Below are 19094 nucleotides of genomic sequence, written 5' to 3'. Positions count from 1 at the left end.
GTATGAAGGCGAAGAAAGAACGTGTGGATGTCCTGCTCGTAGAGAGAGGACTGATCGAGACAAGGGAAAAGGCAAAGCGTGCGATTATGGCAGGGCTTGTCTATTCGAATGAAGAGCGTCTGGATAAACCAGGAGAAAAGGTTCCAGCCGACGCTCCACTCCAGGTCAAGGGCAAGGTTATGCCTTATGTAAGCCGTGGAGGCCTTAAGCTGGAAAAGGCACTAAATACCTTTGATTTGGAAGTAAAAGGTAAAATCATGATTGATATCGGCTCCTCTACTGGAGGGTTCACCGACTGCGCCCTCCAAAATGGTGCTGAGCGTTCCTATGCTGTTGACGTCGGCTATAACCAGCTGGCGTGGAAACTGCGTAAGGATGAACGTGTGATTGTCATGGAACGGACGAACTTCCGCTATGTGAAACCCGAGGACTTAACAGAAGGCCTTCCGGCGTTCGCAACGATTGATGTATCGTTTATTTCCTTATCTCTTATCCTTCCTGTACTGAAAACGCTGCTTATACCCAACAGCGATGTAGTGGCCTTGATCAAGCCGCAATTTGAAGCTGGAAAGGAGCAGGTCGGAAAGAAAGGGATTATTAGAGATCCGGCTATTCATAAAGAAGTCATTGAAAAGATCATACACCTCTCTCTTAGCCTAGGATACGATGTGAGAAATTTATCATTTTCGCCAATTACAGGCGGAGATGGAAATATTGAGTTTTTAATTCATTTAGTTTCTCCGGCTGACCATGATGAACAAGGAGAGAATTATCTTCACACTACTGTGGAAGAGGTTGTCCAGTCAGCCCATGCAGAGTTAAAACAATCCAAAAAGCCCAATAACTAACCAATACATGAAATCGGCTCTAGGAAATGAGATTGCCTTCCGAAGAGACAGCGAAAAGTAATTCATTTGAAGACCAAATCATATGCGATTTGGTCTTTTGTTTATTATTCACGAAATGCGGCCGCCTTCTTCATCTTAAACTGATGAGTATGCAACAGACGAGTTTTTTATTAGTTTGTTCTACTTTCCTATACATAAGGAAATAAATAAGATAAACTAATGTATAAGAAGGTATATTTATACGTTTTATGAGGTGAAAAACATGAATAAAGGCCAACGCCATATTAAAATTAGAGAAATTATTACAAACAATGAGATAGAGACACAGGATGAATTAGTAGAACGGCTGAAAAATCTAGGCTACAATGTCACACAAGCAACTGTATCAAGGGACATTAAAGAGCTTCATTTAGTAAAGGTTCCTCTTTTAGATGGACGTTATAAATACAGTTTACCGGCCGACCAGCGGTTTAATCCGCTTCAAAAGCTGAAACGTTCCCTCATGGATGCGTTCGTCAGCATTGATGCTGCCGGTCATTTCGTTGTTATGAAGACACTCCCGGGAAACGCCCAAGCAGTCGGCGCCTTAATTGATAATCTGGACTGGGAGGAGATCATGGGAACGATTTGCGGGGATGATACCTGCCTGATTATTTGCCGGGCACCGGAGCATACAACGATCGTTTCAGACCGCTTTTTAGAAATGCTTTAATTGAGGTGAATGAATTTTGCTACAGGAATTATCCATACGAAATTTTGCTATTATAGAGGAGCTTCATTTATCGCTTGAGAAGGGGCTGACAGTGCTCACTGGTGAGACGGGGGCGGGGAAGTCGATTATTATTGATGCTGTACATCTCCTCGTCGGCGGGCGGGGCTCCGCTGAATTTGTCCGGCACGGAGAGAAGAAGGCAGAGATTGAAGGGTTGTTCCAGATTGAAAGTGCAGATCATCCATGTTTGGAGAAGGCACAACAGTTTGGGATTGATGTGGAGGAAGAAACAGTCATCATTCGCCGGGAAATATCTACAAATGGAAAAAGCGTCTGCCGTGTAAATGGAAAGCTGGTAACGATTGCTATTTTGCGCGAAATCGGTTCAGCCCTCGTAGACATACATGGGCAGCATGAGCATCAGGAGCTGATGGATGCCAGCCGGCACTTAAATTTGTTAGATCAATTTGGCGGGGATGAAGTGCTAAAAGCGAAAGAAAGCTATTTAGAGGTGTATAAAAGGTACGATCAGACAGCAAAAACCATTCGCCAGCTTAGTGAAAACGAACAGCAAGTGGCTCACCGGCTTGATTTGCTCCAATTTCAGCTTTCTGAAATTCAGAGAGCAGAGCTTCAGCTGAATGAAGACAATGAATTAACTGAAGAAAAGAGAAAGCTGAGCAACTTTGAGAAGCTATATGAAGCGGTACAGAGCAGCAGGAGTGCTCTTTCCGGAGAAGGCAGAGGATTAGATTATCTCAGTCTTGCGATGACCCAGCTTGAGACAGCGGCAGAGGTGGATGAATCCTATAAGGCTATTTACGAAACGGTATCCGACAGCTTTTATGCTTTAGAAGATGCAGCCCGGCATCTAAGTTCAGGACTGGACGGGCTGGAGTTTGATCCAAACCGGCTGAATGTGATCGAAGCAAGGCTTACGGAAATCAATCAGCTTAAACGCAAATACGGAAGCTCCATTGAAGAGGTACTGGAGTACAGCGCGAAGATCGAAGAGGAAATCGACACATTGACGAATCGGGAGACCCACATAGAAAAGCTGACGAAAGAGCTGGCTGCTTATGAAAAGGACTTGCTGTTAGAAGGCCGTCAGCTAAGTGATTGGAGGAAGAAGGCAGCGAAGAAGCTGACAAAAGCCATTCACCATGAATTAAAGCAGCTGTATATGGATAAGACGGTATTTGAGATTCGGTTTAAGGAAACCGCGGACCAGGCAGGGGGAGGAATAAAGGCATTCAGAAAAGATGGGCTTGATGATGTGGAATTTTATATTTCCACCAACCCTGGTGAGCCGTTAAAGCCGTTATCAAAGGTAGCTTCCGGAGGAGAGCTGTCTCGGATTATGCTGGCGCTTAAGACCATCTTCTCTAAGCATCAAGGCATTACCTCTATTATTTTTGATGAAGTGGATACCGGCGTCAGCGGCCGTGTGGCTCAATCCATTGGCGAGAAGATATATGAAGTAGCTGTACACTCACAAGTGCTTTGTATTTCTCACTTGCCTCAGGTAGCAGCCATGGCGGATACGCATTTATACATTTCCAAACATATGGAGAATGAACGGACAAAAACCAACGTGAAGCCTTTAGAGGATGAAGAAAAGGTAAGAGAGATTGGACGCATGATCTCCGGTGTAGAGATGACAGATTTGACGAAGCAGCATGCGAAGGAATTGCTGGATTTGGCTGCTTCCTTGAAAATAAGCTAAAAAGCTGCTGTTTAAAGCGGCTTTTTTCTAATCACATATTGGTCTGCGAGCGGAAGGAGAAGGGGAATGATATCTGTTGGGGTAATTGATTTTATTTTTAATTTAGCCATCGCTACCGTTTTATCGATGGTGATTGGACTGGAGCGGGAAATTAAGAAAAAGCCGCTTGGCCTAAAAACTTGTGTCGTTATTGGTATTATGAGCTGCTTACTAACAGACGTATCCATTGATGCGGCCGATCATTATGCTGTGGCGTATGAGAAACCAATGGATCCTCTTCGGCTGGCGGCGCAAATCGTTTCGGGTATTGGTTTCATTGGGGCTGGTGTTATTTTGCGCAGAAATAATGATATTATTTCTGGCTTGACGACAGCGGCCATTGTCTGGGGAGCGGGCGCCATCGGAATTGCCTGTGGAGCCGGTTTTTGGATGGAGGCCATTATTTCAACTTGTTTAATGATCATCAGCGTGGAGCTTTTCCCCATCATCATTAAATGGATTGGACCGAAAACCTTAACGGAAAAGCAGTTGAAGGTAAAGGTCGTTGTGGATAATGAGGAGAAGATGACTGATATTTTAAAACAGATGAAGCAAAAAGGAATGAAGGCATATAAAGTCCGGGTGAAAGACATAAAGGACAGTGACCATATCCAGATGGATCTGCAGGTATTGGTCAATGAAAAGCTGTACACCACGGATGTATATTATCAGCTAAAGCAAATTGATCATGTTATTAGCGTTGAAATGGAAGCATTGTAAAAACAGCCTGTTAAAGAAGGGCTGTTTTTTCTTGTTTTTCCATGTCAGCAGCCCCCAACTCAGGGCAGCTTTTTCGTAATAAATGGCCCGCTTCAAGGAGAAAGTATTAATAGCCGGCAGTTTAGGCTTACCTAGAAGCGAGGAGAGTGAAAAGTTTGAGCAAATATGCAAATCGTCGCATAATAACTGGTGGAATTCTCCTTGTTTCCTTACTATTGTGTTTAATGATTCCTCTTTTTATAAGTCAAGCTCATGCAGAGAGCATAAAAAGTCCCGAAAAAGAGGACGTACTTGCTTTTTCGCACGACGCAACGGATCAATCAGATACGCTTTTGCAACTAGCCGGTTTAACGGCGAGTAAAGAGAAGAAAACAGAATCGAATACGATTCGAGTGATTCCGGGTGGTCAGTCAATTGGTATTAAGCTTAACACAGTCGGGGTGCTTGTTGTTGGGCATCATTTAATTGAAACAGGCGATGGCCAGCAATCCCCCGGTGAAAAGGCGGATATCCGCATTGGAGATATTATTACAAAAGTAAACGGCAAGAAAGTGGAGCGAACTCAAGATATCAGTCCGCTTGTTCAAGAAGCAGGTGAAGCGAATGAATCGCTGGATATTACGATTAAACGTAATAAAGAAGAAATTGAAACGAAGCTTCACCCTTTAAAAGGAAAGGATGAGCCTTCTTATAAATTAGGGCTCTACATCCGTGATTCGGCTACCGGTATCGGAACATTAACATTTTATGAACCAAATTCGATGAAATACGGGGCGCTTGGTCATGTCATTGCAGACGCAGATACAAGAAAGCCCATTGTGGCCCAGGATGGAGAAATTGTCAATTCTACAGTTACATCTATTGAGAAGGGGCGCAATGGCAACCCTGGAGAGAAGCTGGCTCAATTTTCAGCTGATCGGAAAGGGCTCGGAAATATTACAAAAAACAGCGCTTTCGGCATCTTTGGCCAATTGAGCTCACCTCTCCCGAAAGATATGGATAAAAAATCTTATCCAGTTGCTTTATCTCATGAAGTGAAAGAAGGACCTGCCAAGATATTAACCGTTGTGAATGAAAACAAAGTTGAGTCTTATGACGTAGAGGTTGTCAGCACGATTCCTCAAAAACATCCAGCAACAAAAGGCATGGTCATCAAAATTACAGATAAAAAGCTGCTGGAAAAAACAGGCGGCATTGTGCAAGGGATGAGCGGCAGCCCAATTATTCAAAATGGAAAAGTTATCGGAGCAGTAACGCATGTATTCGTGAATGACCCGACAAGCGGGTATGGCGTCCATATCGAGTGGATGCTGAATGAAGCAGGCATTTCACTAGACGGAGCTGCTGAGCAAAAGGCCAGCTGAACAAGCGGGGATTCCCGCTTGTTTTTTTATGTAGAAAACCATGAGAATTTTGTCGAAAATATAGAGATACCGACGAAGAAAATATATATTATTAAATTTTGAAGGAAATCATTTCCCCTTGTCGAAAAAGTTATTACAATAGGTGTACAATAGGAATAACACGGACGAAAAGTGGGAGGAATATAAAATGGCAGACAAAATTAGAGTGGCGATTGTAGACGATAATTTAGACCTGGTGAAAATGATGGAGGAGTATATCTCTTCTCAAGAGGATATGGAAGTTGCAGGGAAGGCGAATAACGGGCAAGAATGTCTGCAAATGCTGACGGAAGCTAAGCCAGATGTATTAATTTTAGATATTATCATGCCGCATGTAGACGGATTGGCTGTGCTTGAGAAAATGCGAGACTTGTCTCTTGATCCAGTGCCAAGTGTTATTATGCTGACAGCCTTTGGACAGGAAGATGTAACGAAGAAAGCCGTAGAACTCGGTGCTTCATATTTTATGCTAAAGCCGTTTGATATAGAAAGTCTCTTCAATCATATCCGCCAGGTAAGCGGAAAGGGCCGCTCTTTTGCCCAGCATTCTTTCCAGGGCGCAGGGAAGCCAGTGGAAAGAAAAGCAGTGAACCTGGATGCAAGCATTACAAATATCATTCATGAGATTGGGGTGCCAGCGCACATTAAAGGGTATATGTACTTGCGTGAAGCTATTTCCATGGTATACAACGATATTGAATTGCTTGGTTCGATCACGAAAGTATTATATCCGGACATTGCGAAGAAATATAATACAACAGCGAGCCGTGTAGAGCGGGCTATCCGTCACGCGATCGAAGTTGCATGGAGCCGTGGAAATATCGACTCCATTTCCAGCTTGTTTGGCTACACCGTTTCTATGACGAAAGCGAAGCCGACGAACTCTGAATTCATCGCGATGGTGGCAGACAAATTAAGACTGGAGCATAAGGCTTCTTGAAAGGGTAAGGAATAATATAAATAACGGCAGCTAATTCTTATTAGTTGTACTGAAAAGTCTATGCTCAATCAATAAAATCATTGCTTAAAGGCCAATGAATGTAAGCGATTCATTGGCCTTTTGCTGTGTGATGAAATGGAAGCTAACAGTTAAAGCATATTTTTTTAAATTCATTATGTGAAAAATTCAAAAAAGGGATGTTTATATTAGTCAATACATACATGCAAACAAGGGAGTTTTTTTAAAAAGTTTCAGGAAAGCTGAACAGCAGGCAGATGAAAGCGGAATTTGCCGTATGGTTGACAGCTTTTTATTCGTTCATATAGATGCTAAAATAGAGCTTGAGAATTGGTTTTGAGCCCTAAATTTATTCCCATGGCCGTAAATAAATGAAAAATGGGATCATATAACTTATTGAAAGGGCAAGGAGTCATCAATCGGCCAGCTTTTATTATCTTTGCAAGGAAAAGTATGTTCAAAGGGTGTGTACAGATGACGGCTATTTTTGCTCATCGAGGCTTCTCGGCTGCTGCGCCTGAAAACACGATGTCGGCTTTTAAAGCAGCAGAAAGAGTGGGAGCGGATGGCATTGAACTGGATGTTCAGCTGACGAAGGATGGACGCCTCGTTGTTATTCACGATGAAAAGCTGGAAAGAACAACTAATGGACGCGGGTTTGTAAAGGATTGGGAGTGGAAAGACCTAGCTCGTCTCCAGGCTAACCGCAAATTTCCTAATGTGACAGTTGATACCGGCCTTCCGTTGCTTGAGGATGTATTTGAATGGATGACAGGCAATGAGTTAATCTGTAATGTCGAGTTGAAAAATAATGAATTTGATTATGAAGGCATAGAGGAGAAGGTTCTTGCTCTTATCCGTCAGTTTAACTATGAGGAACGGGTGATCATTTCATCTTTTAACCACTATTCCCTTACCCGCATGCGTCAGATTGCACCGGATATAGAGACGGCTGTTCTATACTCCTCGCATCTATATATGCCGTGGAAGTATGCAGAAGCCATCCGGGCACAGGCGATCCATCCTAACATTCGAACGGTGAAGGACGGGGTTATTGAGGAGACGCTCAGCGCAGGTTTATCGATTCGCCCTTACACTGTGAATAAAACAAAGCAAATGAAACGATTCATGGAAAAAGGCTGCTCAGCCATTTTTACCGATGACCCACAAACAGCTTTAGCCATTAGGCAGGGTTTGAGAAATCAATAGAAATCAGCCGGGCAAGAAATAAAGTAAACTTTCCATAGATAAAAAATAAAGGCTTCTCGCGTGTTGGCATAACCGACATGCGAGAAGCCTTTATTTTTTAAAGCGATCCTGTACTTTGTTGTTTCGCTGGTCACGCCGGAAAAGGAACCCCCCAATGAACCCTAGACCTCCGAGGAATAACAGCAGGCCGACGATAAACTGGAGCCACAAAAATGGAAAAGGAGATTGTAAGATTCCAAATAACATATCCCGCATCAGCTTAATGCCAAGCATCGCCAGGATGCCGGGAATGACTAATATTAATAATGCCACAAGTCGAATCATTGAATTGCTCCTTAAAGGTTTATACATGAAAATGATATCCTACCTGTTAAATTTGTCAAGTATGACCAAGTCTTATAAACTGGTAATATAAAGAGTATAAAGGCAGCGAAAAGGAGGGAGATAGATGCAAACAGCGCTAATTGTGGGGGGCGGGCAAGGCGGTTTATCTATATTAAAGATCCTGAGAGACAGCCAGGTGTTACAAGTAATGGCCATCACTGATGTTAATGAGCAAGCGCCAGCTCTCCATCTTGCCAAAAGCTGTCATATAGAAACGGGCAGGGATTGGAGAGACTTCATCAGTCGAAAGCCTGATCTCATTATTGAAGTGACGGGTGATAGCCAAGTATTCTATGAGATTCGAAAGCAGGTGCCCGAAGCAGTTGTAATCCCGGGTTCCATTGCTTATTTGCTGTCCCAGCTTCTTCTGCAAAAAGAAACACTGATTAAACAGCTTAGGCATCAGTCTTATCAGTATCGTACTATCTTTGAGTCGATCGATGAAGGAATGGTCGTTATCGACCGCGAGGAAAGGATTATCTTATTTAATGAAAGCGCTGCACGCATGTTAGGAATTTCGAAGGATCAGGCTCTTGGTCAGCCGATTACAGAGATCATTCCATATAGCCGGCTGCCGGAGGTCCTTCAATCGAGAAAGGCAGAATTCAACCGGGAGCATAAACTGTCAGAAGGAGCGGCCATTATTGTGTCTCGTTTCCCAATGGTAACGGAGGAAGAAGAAGTAATTGGTGCTCTAGCCTTGTTTCGCGACATTACTAAGGTGGTTGAGCTGGCAAAAGAAGTCACTAACTTAAAAGAAATACAGACTATGCTCGAAGCGATTATTTCCTCCAGCGATGATGCTATATCGGTTGTTGATGAGCAGGGAAGAGGATTGATGATTAACCCAGCCTACACCAGGCTGACTGGCCTCAGCAAGGAAGAGGTGATTGGCAAGCCGGCAACAATTGATATTTCAGAGGGAGAAAGTGTGCACTTACAAGTACTGGCCAGCAAGAAGCCTGTACGCGGAGTGAAGATGTATGTAGGTCCGAAGAAAAAGGAAGTAGTCGTAAACGTCGCCCCTATTATTGTGGATGATAAGCTGAAGGGCAGTGTAGGGGTTATTCATGACTTGACCGAAATTCAGACCCTTACTAAACAGTTGGACCGTGCCAGACAAATCATTAGAACGCTGGAAGCAAAGTATACGTTTGAAGAAATTATCGGCGATTCGGATGAGATGAAAATAGCGGTGGAACAGGCGAAAGCCGGCGCCAATACCCCTGCAACAGTGCTGCTACGAGGAGAATCAGGCACAGGCAAGGAATTGTTTGCACATGCTATCCATAATGCCAGCAGCCGGCGCTACAATAAGTTCGTCCGCGTAAATTGTGCGGCGCTGTCTGAATCTTTATTAGAAAGTGAATTGTTCGGCTATGAAGATGGTGCTTTTTCAGGGGCTAGGCGCGGTGGAAAGAGGGGGCTGTTTGAGGAGGCTCACAATGGCAGTATATTTTTAGATGAAATCGGTGAATTGAATGCCAGTATGCAGGCTAAGCTGTTACGGGTACTTCAGGAGCAGGAGATTGTCAGGGTAGGAGGTACGAAGGCAATTGATGTAAATGTTCGTGTCATCGCCGCGACGAATGTAAATTTGGAGAAGGCAATGGCGGAGGGAGCATTCCGTGAGGATTTATATTACCGCCTGAACCGCATGCCTATACAGATCCCACCTCTGCGTAATCGGAAGGAAGACATTCCACTGCTATGCGAACGGCTCATTGCTAAGATTAATCAGGATTATGGGAGGAGTGTTGAAGGCTTAACTCCTGAAGCAATGGAGATACTGATGAACTATTCATGGCCGGGAAATGTTCGTGAATTGGAAAATGTGTTAGGAAGAGCGATGATTTTTCTCAGCTACAGCGATAAGCTGATTGATGCTCATGCGTTATCCTTGCTGCATGGACAGGAAGGTGAACAAAGACAGAACGATCAAGCACGCCCTCTAGAAGCCTTTCATAAAGGCACCTCTTTACAGCAGCTCATGGATGAATATGAAGAGCAAATCCTCAAGACCGCTTTAGCAAGGAATCAAGGGAACAAAACAGCCACAGCAAAAGACTTAAATATTTCAGTTAGGAGCTTGTACTATAAGCTGGGAAAATATAATTTGCAATAATATGCCTGCAAAGTGTTGCATAGTAAGAAAGAAATTGCAGACAATTTTCTGAAAAATAAGTGAAAAATCAAAGAATAGGATTGGCATGTTACTTGCTTGTAAATAGCAAAGCCATTTATTTCATCGAATCATTCAGCGAGGAGGATCCGTGATGGAGATTTTCAAATATATGAAGAACTATGACTACGAACAATTAGTATTTTGCCAGGATGAGGCTTCGGGGCTACAGGCTGTAATAGCTATTCATGATACAACACTAGGCCCGGCTCTCGGGGGAACAAGAATGTGGACGTATGATTCAGAGGAAGCAGCGATTGAGGATGCTCTCCGCCTGGCAAGAGGCATGACATATAAAAATGCAGCTGCCGGGCTCAACCTTGGCGGTGGGAAAGCGGTGATTATCGGTGATCCGCGCAAGGACAAAAATGAAGAGATGTTTAGGGCATTCGGCCGCTATATCCAAGGGTTGAATGGCCGTTATATTACTGCGGAGGATGTAGGGACCAGCGTAGAAGATATGGACATTATTCATGAGGAAACAGATTACGTCACCGGCATTTCTCCAGCATTTGGCTCCTCAGGCAATCCTTCTCCTATTACCGCTTATGGCTGCTTTGTTGGCATGAAGGCGGCTTCAAAAGAAGCATTCGGTACAGATTCATTAAAGGGAATAACCGTTGCCGTGCAGGGAGTGGGAAATGTAGCTTACCATCTATGCCGCCACCTGCACAATGAAGGCGCAAAGCTGATTGTAACTGATATTAATAAAGAGGCTGTTCAAAGGGCTGTCGATGAGTTCGGAGCTGAAGCGGTGGACCCGTCGGACATTTATAGTGTGCAGGCTGATATTTTCGCCCCGTGTGCGCTGGGAGCTATTATTAATTCAACGACTATTCCGCAGCTGAAAGCCAAAGTGGTAGCAGGGTCCGCGAATAACCAGCTGAAGGAAAACAGCGATGGCGATGAATTGCACGAGCGTGGAATTCTTTATGCGCCTGACTACGTGATTAATGCAGGTGGAGTGATCAATGTAGCTGACGAGCTGAAAGGATATGACCGGGACCGCGCAATGAAGAAGGTAGAACAGATCTACAGTAGCATCGAAAGAACGATTGAAATTTCTAGGCGTGATAACATACCAACTTATCAGGCGGCTGACCGGATGGCTGAGGAACGCATTCAAAAAATGAGCGCGTCTAGAAATCAATTTTTGCTAGATAGCCACCATGTTTTATCTCGGCGTAAGCATTTCTAAAAATCAAATACGTAAAGGAGAGGGCGGCCTTGCAAACTAAACATAGTAGGATACTCGTAATGTATGCAGCCAAAAACACCGTAAGCACAGGTATATTTGATGGCCAAACGGCTATTTTTGAACAAATTTTTCAAGTTGAAGCCTGCCTGTCAGCCAACCGCCCTCTCATCAGCAGGGATATATTGGCGTATCTTGATGAGGAGGGAATCAACCTGTCAAGGCTTGAAGCTGTTTGTGTACCGGGCACAGAACAAAAGGAAAGCAGCAGGTCTGAACCTTTGGCCGCTCAAGCGATAGACATGGCCGCGTATATTTCCCAGCAATTGAACATTCCGGTGTATTTTATCCCTGCCGAGCAGATGCCGCATATGCCGGGAGAAAGAAATGATTATCCTGGTGACCCTTACTTGCTTTATTTAGCAGCACATGCACAATTCATGATGAAAAATAGAGTGTAAGAAGATAAATGAAGCCAAAAGGAGAAGAGGAGGAGAGCACATGGCAGAGGAATATGATGTAGTAATTCTCGGTGGCGGATCCGGCGGATATGTATCAGCGATCCAGGCGGCACAGCTTGGATTGAAAACGGCTCTTGTTGAAAGAGAAAAGCTGGGCGGCACATGCCTTCATAAAGGCTGTATACCGTCTAAGGCCTTACTCAGAAGCGCTGAGGTGTTTCAGACGGTTAAGAATAGTGAAATATTTGGCGTGATGGCTTCGGAAGCCGCATTTAATTTTGGAAAGGTGCAGGAAAGGAAGCAATCTATCATCGCGACGCTTTATGAAGGGGTAAAGAGGCTAATTAAAAAGGGCAGGATTGACGTGTATGAAGGAACTGGACGGATATTAGGCCCTTCCATCTTTTCGCCGATGCCGGGAACGATTTCGGTAGAGATGAATGATGGAACAGAGAACAAAATGCTTGTGCCTAAAAATGTGATTATAGCAACCGGCTCTCACCCCCGTACGCTCCCGGGACTAGACATTGATGGAAAGCAGGTTTTATCATCTGATGAAGCATTGGAAATTCAGAATATTCCTGATTCAATTCTTATCGTGGGCGGGGGAGTAATCGGGATAGAATGGGCCTCTATGCTGTGTGATTTCGGAGCGAAGGTCACCATTTTAGAGTTTGCTGAGCGTATTCTCCCCCTGGAGGATGAAGATATATCGAAGGAAATGGCACGCCTTTTAGAAAAGCGGGGCGTAAATATCATTACTAATGCTAAAGTCTTGCCTGAAACGCTAAAAAGGAAGACAGGGTCCGTATCTGTTCAGGCAGAAGTCCACGGGGAGCGGGAAGAGTTTCAAGCAGAGAAAATACTTGTCTCAGTCGGCCGCCAGGCTAATGTGGAGAAGATGGGACTTGAAAATACAGAAATTGAGCTTAATAAAGGGTTCATTCAAACAAATGAATTTTACCAGACGAAGGAATCGCATATTTATGCCGTTGGAGATGTAATCGGCGGCATGCAGCTGGCTCATGTAGCCGCTCATGAAGGGATGACCGCTGTTTCCCACCTGGCTGGAAGAGAAACAGAGCCTATCGATTACACGACCGTAAGCTGCTGTATTTATTCAAATCCCGAAATCGCTAGTGTAGGGCTGACGGAGAAGGGAGCTGAAAAACAAGGCTATGAGGTAAAGGTTGGGAAGTTTCCTTTCAGTGCAGCAGGAAAGGCGCTCGTATACGGGCAGAGCGAAGGGTTTGTCAAAATTATAGCTGATCAGAAGACGGATGATGTACTTGGTGTTCATATGATCGGGCCGCATGTAACAGATATGATCTCAGAAGCGGGCCTTGCTAAGCTGCTGGACGCGGCTAGCTGGGAGATCGGCCGTATGATTCATCCACATCCCACTCTCAGTGAAGCCATTGGAGAAGCTGCTTTAGCTGTAGAAGGACGGGCGATTCATATATAACAGGAGGAGGTAATCGTTATGACTGAAAACCGTCATAAAAGCATAGGTTTAAGTGATGAAACAGCAGTGGAGATGTACAAAACCATGCTTCTTGCTCGTCGGCTGGATGAGCGGATGTGGCTGTTAAATCGTTCAGGTCAAATTCCTTTCGTTATTTCCTGTCAGGGCCAGGAGGCTGCCCAGGTGGGAGCTGCTTTTGCTCTTGATAGAAGCAAGGACTATGTGCTGCCTTACTACAGGGACATGGGAGTCGTGCTGTCATTTGGCATGACAGCTGCCGATATTATGCTTTCAGGGTTTGCCAAGGCAGAGGATCCGAACTCAGGCGGCCGGCAGATGCCGGGGCATTTCGGGCAGAAGAAAAACCGTATTGTTACAGGTTCTTCACCGGTAACAACGCAAGTTCCCCATGCTGTAGGTATTGCTTTAGCAGGGAAGATGGAGAAAAAGGATTTAGTCACTTTTGTGACATTTGGAGAGGGTTCCTCCAACCAGGGCGATTTTCATGAGGGCGCTAACTTTGCGGGCGTGCATAAGCTGCCTGTCATCTTCATGTGTGAAAATAATAAATACGCTATTTCCGTTCCTGTTGAAAAGCAATTAGCATGTGAAAAGGTGTCAGACCGGGCCCAAGGGTATGGAATGCCGGGATTCACGATTAATGGAAATGATCCGATTGAGGTATATAAATATGTAAAGGAAGCGGCTGAAAGGGCCCGAAGAGGAGAAGGGCCAACTCTGATTGAAACGATTACGTACCGGTTAACCGCTCATTCCTCAGACGATGATGACCGGGCTTACCGCTCGCGAGAAGAAGTAGAGCAGGCGAAGAGCAACGATCCTATTCTCACTTTCAAAGCTTATTTGAAGGATACAGGAGCGATGGATGAGAAGATGGAAAAAGCGATCGATGCTGAAATAACGAGGCAGGTAGACGAAGCAACAGAATACGCAGAAAGTGCTCCTTACGCAAAGCCGGAAGATGCATTAACCCACGTATATGCAGAAGAGCAATAAGAGAGGAGGAGAACGAAGTGCCGGTTGTTTCTTATATTAATGCCATTACAATGGCCATGCGAGAGGAAATGGAAAGGGACTCGAAGGTTTTTGTGCTCGGAGAAGATGTGGGCAAAAAAGGCGGAGTGTTTAAAGCAACGCAAGGGCTGTATGATCAGTTCGGCGAGGCAAGGGTTATTGATACCCCGCTTGCAGAGTCAGCGATAGCAGGTGTGGGCATTGGAGCAGCCATGTATGGTATGCGTCCGATTGCAGAGATGCAATTCGCAGATTTCATCATGCCGGCGGTAAATCAGATTATTTCAGAAGCAGCGCGTATACGCTACCGCTCAAATAACGACTGGAACTGTCCGATCGTTATTCGGGCACCGTATGGCGGAGGAATACACGGCGCATTGTATCATTCACAATCGGTAGAAGCGGTTTTTGCCAACCAGCCGGGGTTGAAAATTGTCATGCCTTCTACTCCTTATGATGCGAAGGGATTGCTGAAGGCAGCGATCCGGGATGACGATCCGGTATTATTTTTCGAACATAAGCGGGCTTACCGTCTCATTAAAGGAGAAGTGCCGGATGGCGATTACGTGCTTCCAATCGGCCGGGCAGATGTAAAACGAAAAGGTGAGGACATTACAGTGATTACGTACGGGTTGTGTGTCCATTTTGCCTTGCAGGCGGCAGAAAGGCTCGCAAAGGACGGAATTGAAACAGAAGTGCTAGATTTGCGCACGGTATACCCGCTGGATAAAGAAGCGGTTTGTGAAGCAGTGAAGAAAACAGGCAAAGTTCTTTTAATAACAGAAGATAATAAAGAAGGAAGCATCATGAGCGAGGTTTCAGCCATTATTGCCGAACATTGTTTATTCGATCTGGATGCACCTATTAAGAGACTGGCCGGACCTGACGTACCAGCGATGCCTTATTCACCGACGATGGAAAAGTTCTTCATGGTAAACCCGGATAAAGTAGAGAAGGCCATGCGCGAATTAGCGGAATTTTGATGGGAAGGGACAGAAAGGAGGATATTTGTGGCCATTAAACAAGTAACCATGCCCCAGCTGGGTGAAAGCGTTACAGAGGGAACGATTAGCAAATGGCTCGTAGAAGCAGGTGCACATGTAAAGAAATATGAGCCGATTGCTGAAGTGATGACAGACAAAGTTAATGCAGAGGTGCCTTCTTCCTTCACCGGTATAATGAAAGAATTAATCGCTCAGGAAGGGGATACGCTCGGAGTAGGAGAGGTTATTTGTCTTATGGAAGTTGAAGAAGCGGATTCGGAAGAGAGGGCAGGTGCACCAGATATACAGGAACAGACGGTTCCATCAGAAACGGAAAAGGCAGGGAAACAGAGTAAAATCCGTTATTCTCCAGCTGTAAGAAAGCTGGCACGCGAGCATAACATTGATTTAACACAAATGAGCGGATCAGGACGAGGCGGGCGGATTACCCGTAAAGATGTGATGGAGGCGATCGAATCCGGCGGTCTGCCGAAGAAGCAAGCCGCACCGGTACAGCAAATGACTGTACAGCCTGAAGAGGAAGCAGCAGCTTCTGCTGCCAGCGCTCCATTTCCAAAGAGGCAGCAGAAAAAGCCTTCTGCCTCACCTGCGCCAGGAGACGAAGTCATCCCGGTCACGGGTCTGCGCAGAACGATTGCGAATAACATGGTACAATCCAAGCAGGAAATACCGCATGCATGGATGATGGCGGAAGTAGATGTCACGGGATTAGTTGCTCGCCGAAATGCATTGAAGGAGGAGTTTAAGAAAAAAGAAGGCTTTCCGTTAACCTACTTTGCTTTCTTTGTGAAAGCAGTCGCTCAAGCATTGAAGGAATATCCGCAAATCAATGCCATGTGGGCAGGAGACTCCATTATTCAAAAGAAGGACATTCACTTGTCGATAGCGGTAGCTGCCGAGGAGGCTTTATTTGTTCCGGTTATTAAGCATGCGGATGAAAAGTCGATCAAGGGTATTGCGCGGGAAATTTATGACTTGGCAGAGAAAGCTCGTTCAGGCAATTTGAAGGCAGAGGACATACAAGGAGGCACCTTCACTGTCAATAATACCGGTGCATTCGGTTCTGTCCAGTCAATGGGCATCATCAATTATCCACAGGCGGCTATTTTGCAAATCGAAACCATTGTCAAGCGGCCGGTTGTCATGGCGAATGGCATGATTGCTGTCCGGGATATGGTCAATGTTTGCCTGTCTATGGATCACCGGGTGCTGGATGGACTAATTTGCGGCCGCTTTTTACAGCGGGTGAAGGAGATTCTAGAGAATATTTCTGAGGACACATCTGTCTACTAATATGAAAAGCTGACCGCTTCTGTTCAGGTCAGCTTCATTTATGTTCTCAGTTTCTTTAAAGGCTGAGACCTTCTTCGAAGGATAAATTAACGGGTTCATCATTCAGCACACCCTCGGTCTCTAAATGTGTAACAGGCACCGTCTGGTCAACCTCTTCAAATGCAAAGCCGTCGGCCCAGATTTGTCCTTGTCCGGAAAGTAGAACCCCAAAAGAGATGGCGGCACTGTGTTGAGGAACATCAAGGACAATGGAGTGCTTATTCCAATTCATTGTTCCTGACAGCGGCCGGTTACTCATGTTATCGAATTGAAGCATATCTCCTGCTGCATCATCCACTCTCATCCACATACCGGCAAAATGAGCTGCATTCTCAGTCTTTAAAAAAGCAGAAAGCTTTACGCGTTTTCCCTTGTATTTTTCTGATTTAAACTGCTGCATCATTGTTGCAAAGGTTCCTTCATCCTGAACGGTTTTTGACTTTAAGTAGCCCGAACAGCGCCCTTGATGAACTACCTTTGTATCTGTACCCATCTCATAATGGAACGGATGACTGCCGCTGAGGAACCATCCATTCGTCTGCTGATTTGTCATAAGATCTCCTCCTTCATTTGTTAACATGTTAGTCATTAGCTTTCGATACTTTCCAGGGGGAAGCCGGTATACTTTTTTGAAGGCGCGCGTAAAGGATTCCTGGGAGCTGAAATGGAGCTCTAAAGCAATATCCATGATTGATTCTTCTGAATAGAGAAGCAAGGCAGAAGCAAGCGCCAGCCGCCTGGAACGAATGTAATCCGCCGCTGTCATTCCTGCTTCCTTTTGGAAGACACGATGGAAGTGGTAAGCGGAGAAGCCGGCGTGACCCGCCAGCCTGCTCAATGGTAACTTTTCTGTTAGATGTTCTTCAATGAACTCGAGTGTACTTTGTAAAAAAGATGGATCATTCATCGTTAAGCCCCCCTTTAATAAAATCATAAAGGAAGAAGAAAACGAATTCTTGACTTTTTTTGCTATCTTATAGGAAAAGGCTGCCACTTGATGAGTGGCAGCCTTAGTTTGTAGACAAACTCGATGGAAATCGAGCGTCTACAGTCTTTTTATTTTTGCCTGTAAGCGTGTTGATTTCCACTCCAGACGCTTCGCTTTCCGCGGGGCGGGCGGTGAGCCTCCTCAAGCTGCGCTTTGCGGGGTCTCACCTGTCCCGCTGATCCCGCAGGAGTCTGCGCGTCTTCCATTCCAATCAACAAGAGTAATTAAGTTCACTAAGGAGACTTAAAAAATAGTCCATGCAGGCGATACTTACTTTTGCTGCCATGAATCTTAAGAAAATGGCCAACTGGACTTGGCAAGGTCCAGTCTTTTTTATAAATAGGGTCAACACTAGTAAAAAGCCGAAAAAGGGTCCGGAATGAGACCATTCCGAGCCCTTTTCTCTTATTTAAACAATCCTGCAATGGAGTCAACGATGGACTGCAGGAAGTCAATGATGGACTGTAAAATGCTTTTTCCTTCTTCAGAGTTCTTGAACTCGTTCCATTTCTCTTTTGCCTGATCAATTTGGCTGTTTACCTGTTCCCAGTCAATATTTAGCTCTTTCATCTTATTAAATAGTTCAGACAGTTGATTCGTTTGTTCGTCAGTCAGCTGGATATTTAACTCATTAGATACATTGTTAATAATTACCTTAATATCCTGGATGGTCTGTGGGTTTTGCTGAGCCACTTCTTCCTTGATACGCTCAATAAGCTGGGTGGCCTCCTGTTCTCCTATTTCATCTCCAAGCTTAGCTGTTGTTACCATTTCTTCGTTTGCTACTTGCTTTTGTTCCTCCGGAATATTTTCACCTGTAGAGGTTTCATACGCTTTAATCAAACCAGTTAAAGCAGCTGTACCGGATACCTCGAAAGGAGCTGTGATGTAAATCTCAGCATCTTTTACGCCGGCAGTTGATAATGCATTTGTATACATCCCTTTAGATACCCAGGTAATGTTATTCGTTTCTACGTTTAACCCGGAACCCTGCTCTGCCATCGTAATTTTGCTTGATGAAATCGCTCGTGAACCGATTTGCGCTTTTGGTATATATTCTCCTAAATATTGATGTTCTTCCGCATTCGAGACGGTAACAGTCGTTACGTTATCAGGTACACCCATCTCGCTTAAGAGCTGTTCTTTTTGTGCAGGTGATAAATCTTCTCCAAGCGTCACGATCACATCACCAACCGCGCTGTCTGCTTGTGCGGCCGTCACAAAGCTTAGAAACAAGATTCCTAACCATGCGAAGATTTTTTTCATTTCATTCTCTCCCCATTCAGTTTCCTTCAATAATGAAGGTAAGGATAGCATAGCATGTTATGGGAATTTTTTCACGGCTGGCTGCAGGAGAACGAGAGAAGGTTCGATTCTTTCTGTCAGGTTGTCATTGATTGATAGAAAAGGTTGAGATAAAATAAAAATGAGCC

The 19094-nt window shown here is 44.7% G+C and carries 17 protein-coding genes; 14 read left to right on the top strand and 3 right to left on the bottom strand.

Features of this window, described 5'->3' with window-relative positions; translation table 11 throughout:
• Positions 1–2: 2 nt before the first annotated feature.
• The 7 genes from QY97_RS06695 (at position 3) to QY97_RS06665 (ending at position 7615) form a co-directional block, all read left to right on the top strand.
• Entirely contained in the window at positions 3–848 is an 846-nt protein-coding gene (locus QY97_RS06695; protein WP_039233721.1) for a TlyA family RNA methyltransferase, read from the top strand.
• 262 nt (positions 849–1110) lie between these two features.
• Complete coding sequence (gene ahrC / locus QY97_RS06690) at positions 1111–1560, top strand: transcriptional regulator AhrC/ArgR (RefSeq protein ID WP_039233719.1); 450 nt, start codon at positions 1111–1113, stop codon at positions 1558–1560.
• A 16-nt stretch (positions 1561–1576) separates the two neighbouring features.
• Positions 1577–3286 (top strand): DNA repair protein RecN, encoded by a 1710-nt coding sequence (gene recN / locus QY97_RS06685; protein ID WP_039233717.1) that lies wholly within the window; start codon positions 1577–1579, stop codon positions 3284–3286.
• A 66-nt stretch (positions 3287–3352) separates the two neighbouring features.
• Positions 3353–4045 carry an MgtC/SapB family protein gene (locus tag QY97_RS06680; RefSeq protein ID WP_039233714.1) on the top strand — a complete coding sequence of 231 codons (693 nt, stop codon included), beginning with the start codon at positions 3353–3355 and terminating at the stop codon, positions 4043–4045.
• A gap of 155 nt (positions 4046–4200) precedes the next feature.
• Positions 4201–5409: a SpoIVB peptidase gene (gene spoIVB / locus QY97_RS06675; RefSeq protein ID WP_232506255.1), complete on the top strand. Its 1209-nt coding sequence runs from the start codon at positions 4201–4203 to the stop codon at positions 5407–5409.
• Positions 5410–5596: 187 nt separating this feature from the next.
• Positions 5597–6388 (top strand): sporulation transcription factor Spo0A, encoded by a 792-nt coding sequence (gene spo0A, locus QY97_RS06670; RefSeq protein WP_039233710.1) that lies wholly within the window; start codon positions 5597–5599, stop codon positions 6386–6388.
• 492 nt (positions 6389–6880) lie between these two features.
• Positions 6881–7615: a glycerophosphodiester phosphodiesterase gene (locus tag QY97_RS06665; protein ID WP_039233709.1), complete on the top strand. Its 735-nt coding sequence runs from the start codon at positions 6881–6883 to the stop codon at positions 7613–7615.
• Positions 7616–7705: 90 nt separating this feature from the next.
• Here the strand turns inward: QY97_RS06665 and QY97_RS06660 are convergent, their stop codons facing one another.
• Complete coding sequence (locus QY97_RS06660) at positions 7706–7939, bottom strand: DUF2627 domain-containing protein (RefSeq protein ID WP_039233707.1); 234 nt, start codon at positions 7937–7939, stop codon at positions 7706–7708.
• A gap of 124 nt (positions 7940–8063) precedes the next feature.
• Here QY97_RS06660 and QY97_RS06655 point away from each other — a divergent pair, with 124 nt between their 5' ends.
• The 7 genes from QY97_RS06655 to QY97_RS06625 all read left to right on the top strand — a co-directional run bounded on the left by QY97_RS06655 (position 8064) and on the right by QY97_RS06625 (position 16634).
• On the top strand, positions 8064–10124 hold the full coding sequence (locus QY97_RS06655) for a sigma-54 interaction domain-containing protein (protein ID WP_039233705.1): 2061 nt from the start codon (positions 8064–8066) through the stop codon (positions 10122–10124).
• 151 nt (positions 10125–10275) lie between these two features.
• On the top strand, positions 10276–11379 hold the full coding sequence (gene bcd / locus QY97_RS06650) for a branched-chain amino acid dehydrogenase (protein ID WP_039233703.1): 1104 nt from the start codon (positions 10276–10278) through the stop codon (positions 11377–11379).
• A 29-nt stretch (positions 11380–11408) separates the two neighbouring features.
• Positions 11409–11837 carry an acetate and sugar kinases/Hsc70/actin family protein gene (locus QY97_RS06645; RefSeq protein WP_157761885.1) on the top strand — a complete coding sequence of 143 codons (429 nt, stop codon included), beginning with the start codon at positions 11409–11411 and terminating at the stop codon, positions 11835–11837.
• A gap of 40 nt (positions 11838–11877) precedes the next feature.
• Positions 11878–13302 (top strand): dihydrolipoyl dehydrogenase, encoded by a 1425-nt coding sequence (gene lpdA, locus QY97_RS06640; protein WP_039233699.1) that lies wholly within the window; start codon positions 11878–11880, stop codon positions 13300–13302.
• 18 nt (positions 13303–13320) lie between these two features.
• Positions 13321–14319: a thiamine pyrophosphate-dependent dehydrogenase E1 component subunit alpha gene (locus QY97_RS06635; protein ID WP_039233696.1), complete on the top strand. Its 999-nt coding sequence runs from the start codon at positions 13321–13323 to the stop codon at positions 14317–14319.
• A 17-nt stretch (positions 14320–14336) separates the two neighbouring features.
• Positions 14337–15320, top strand: a complete 984-nt coding sequence (locus QY97_RS06630) for an alpha-ketoacid dehydrogenase subunit beta (protein WP_039233694.1) — start codon at positions 14337–14339, stop codon at positions 15318–15320.
• A 27-nt stretch (positions 15321–15347) separates the two neighbouring features.
• Entirely contained in the window at positions 15348–16634 is a 1287-nt protein-coding gene (locus QY97_RS06625; RefSeq protein WP_039233692.1) for a dihydrolipoamide acetyltransferase family protein, read from the top strand.
• A 55-nt stretch (positions 16635–16689) separates the two neighbouring features.
• Here the strand turns inward: QY97_RS06625 and QY97_RS06620 are convergent, their stop codons facing one another.
• Together QY97_RS06620 and QY97_RS06615 are read right to left on the bottom strand one after the other, a co-directional pair.
• The gene (locus QY97_RS06620; protein WP_039233690.1) at positions 16690–17580 is read right to left on the bottom strand and encodes a helix-turn-helix transcriptional regulator; all 891 of its coding nucleotides are present in this window, start codon (positions 17578–17580) and stop codon (positions 16690–16692) included.
• A 486-nt stretch (positions 17581–18066) separates the two neighbouring features.
• Positions 18067–18927, bottom strand: coding sequence for a DUF1002 domain-containing protein (locus QY97_RS06615; protein ID WP_039233687.1), 861 nt, complete (start codon positions 18925–18927; stop codon positions 18067–18069).
• Between the last annotated feature and the right edge of the window lie 167 nt (positions 18928–19094).

It is taken from the genome of Bacillus thermotolerans, from assembly GCF_000812025.2.
In the GTDB taxonomy this organism is placed as follows: domain Bacteria; phylum Bacillota; class Bacilli; order Bacillales; family Domibacillaceae; genus Quasibacillus; species Quasibacillus thermotolerans.
Note: the sequence above shows the minus strand (reverse complement) of the source record. Positions and strands in the feature narration are given on the sequence as shown.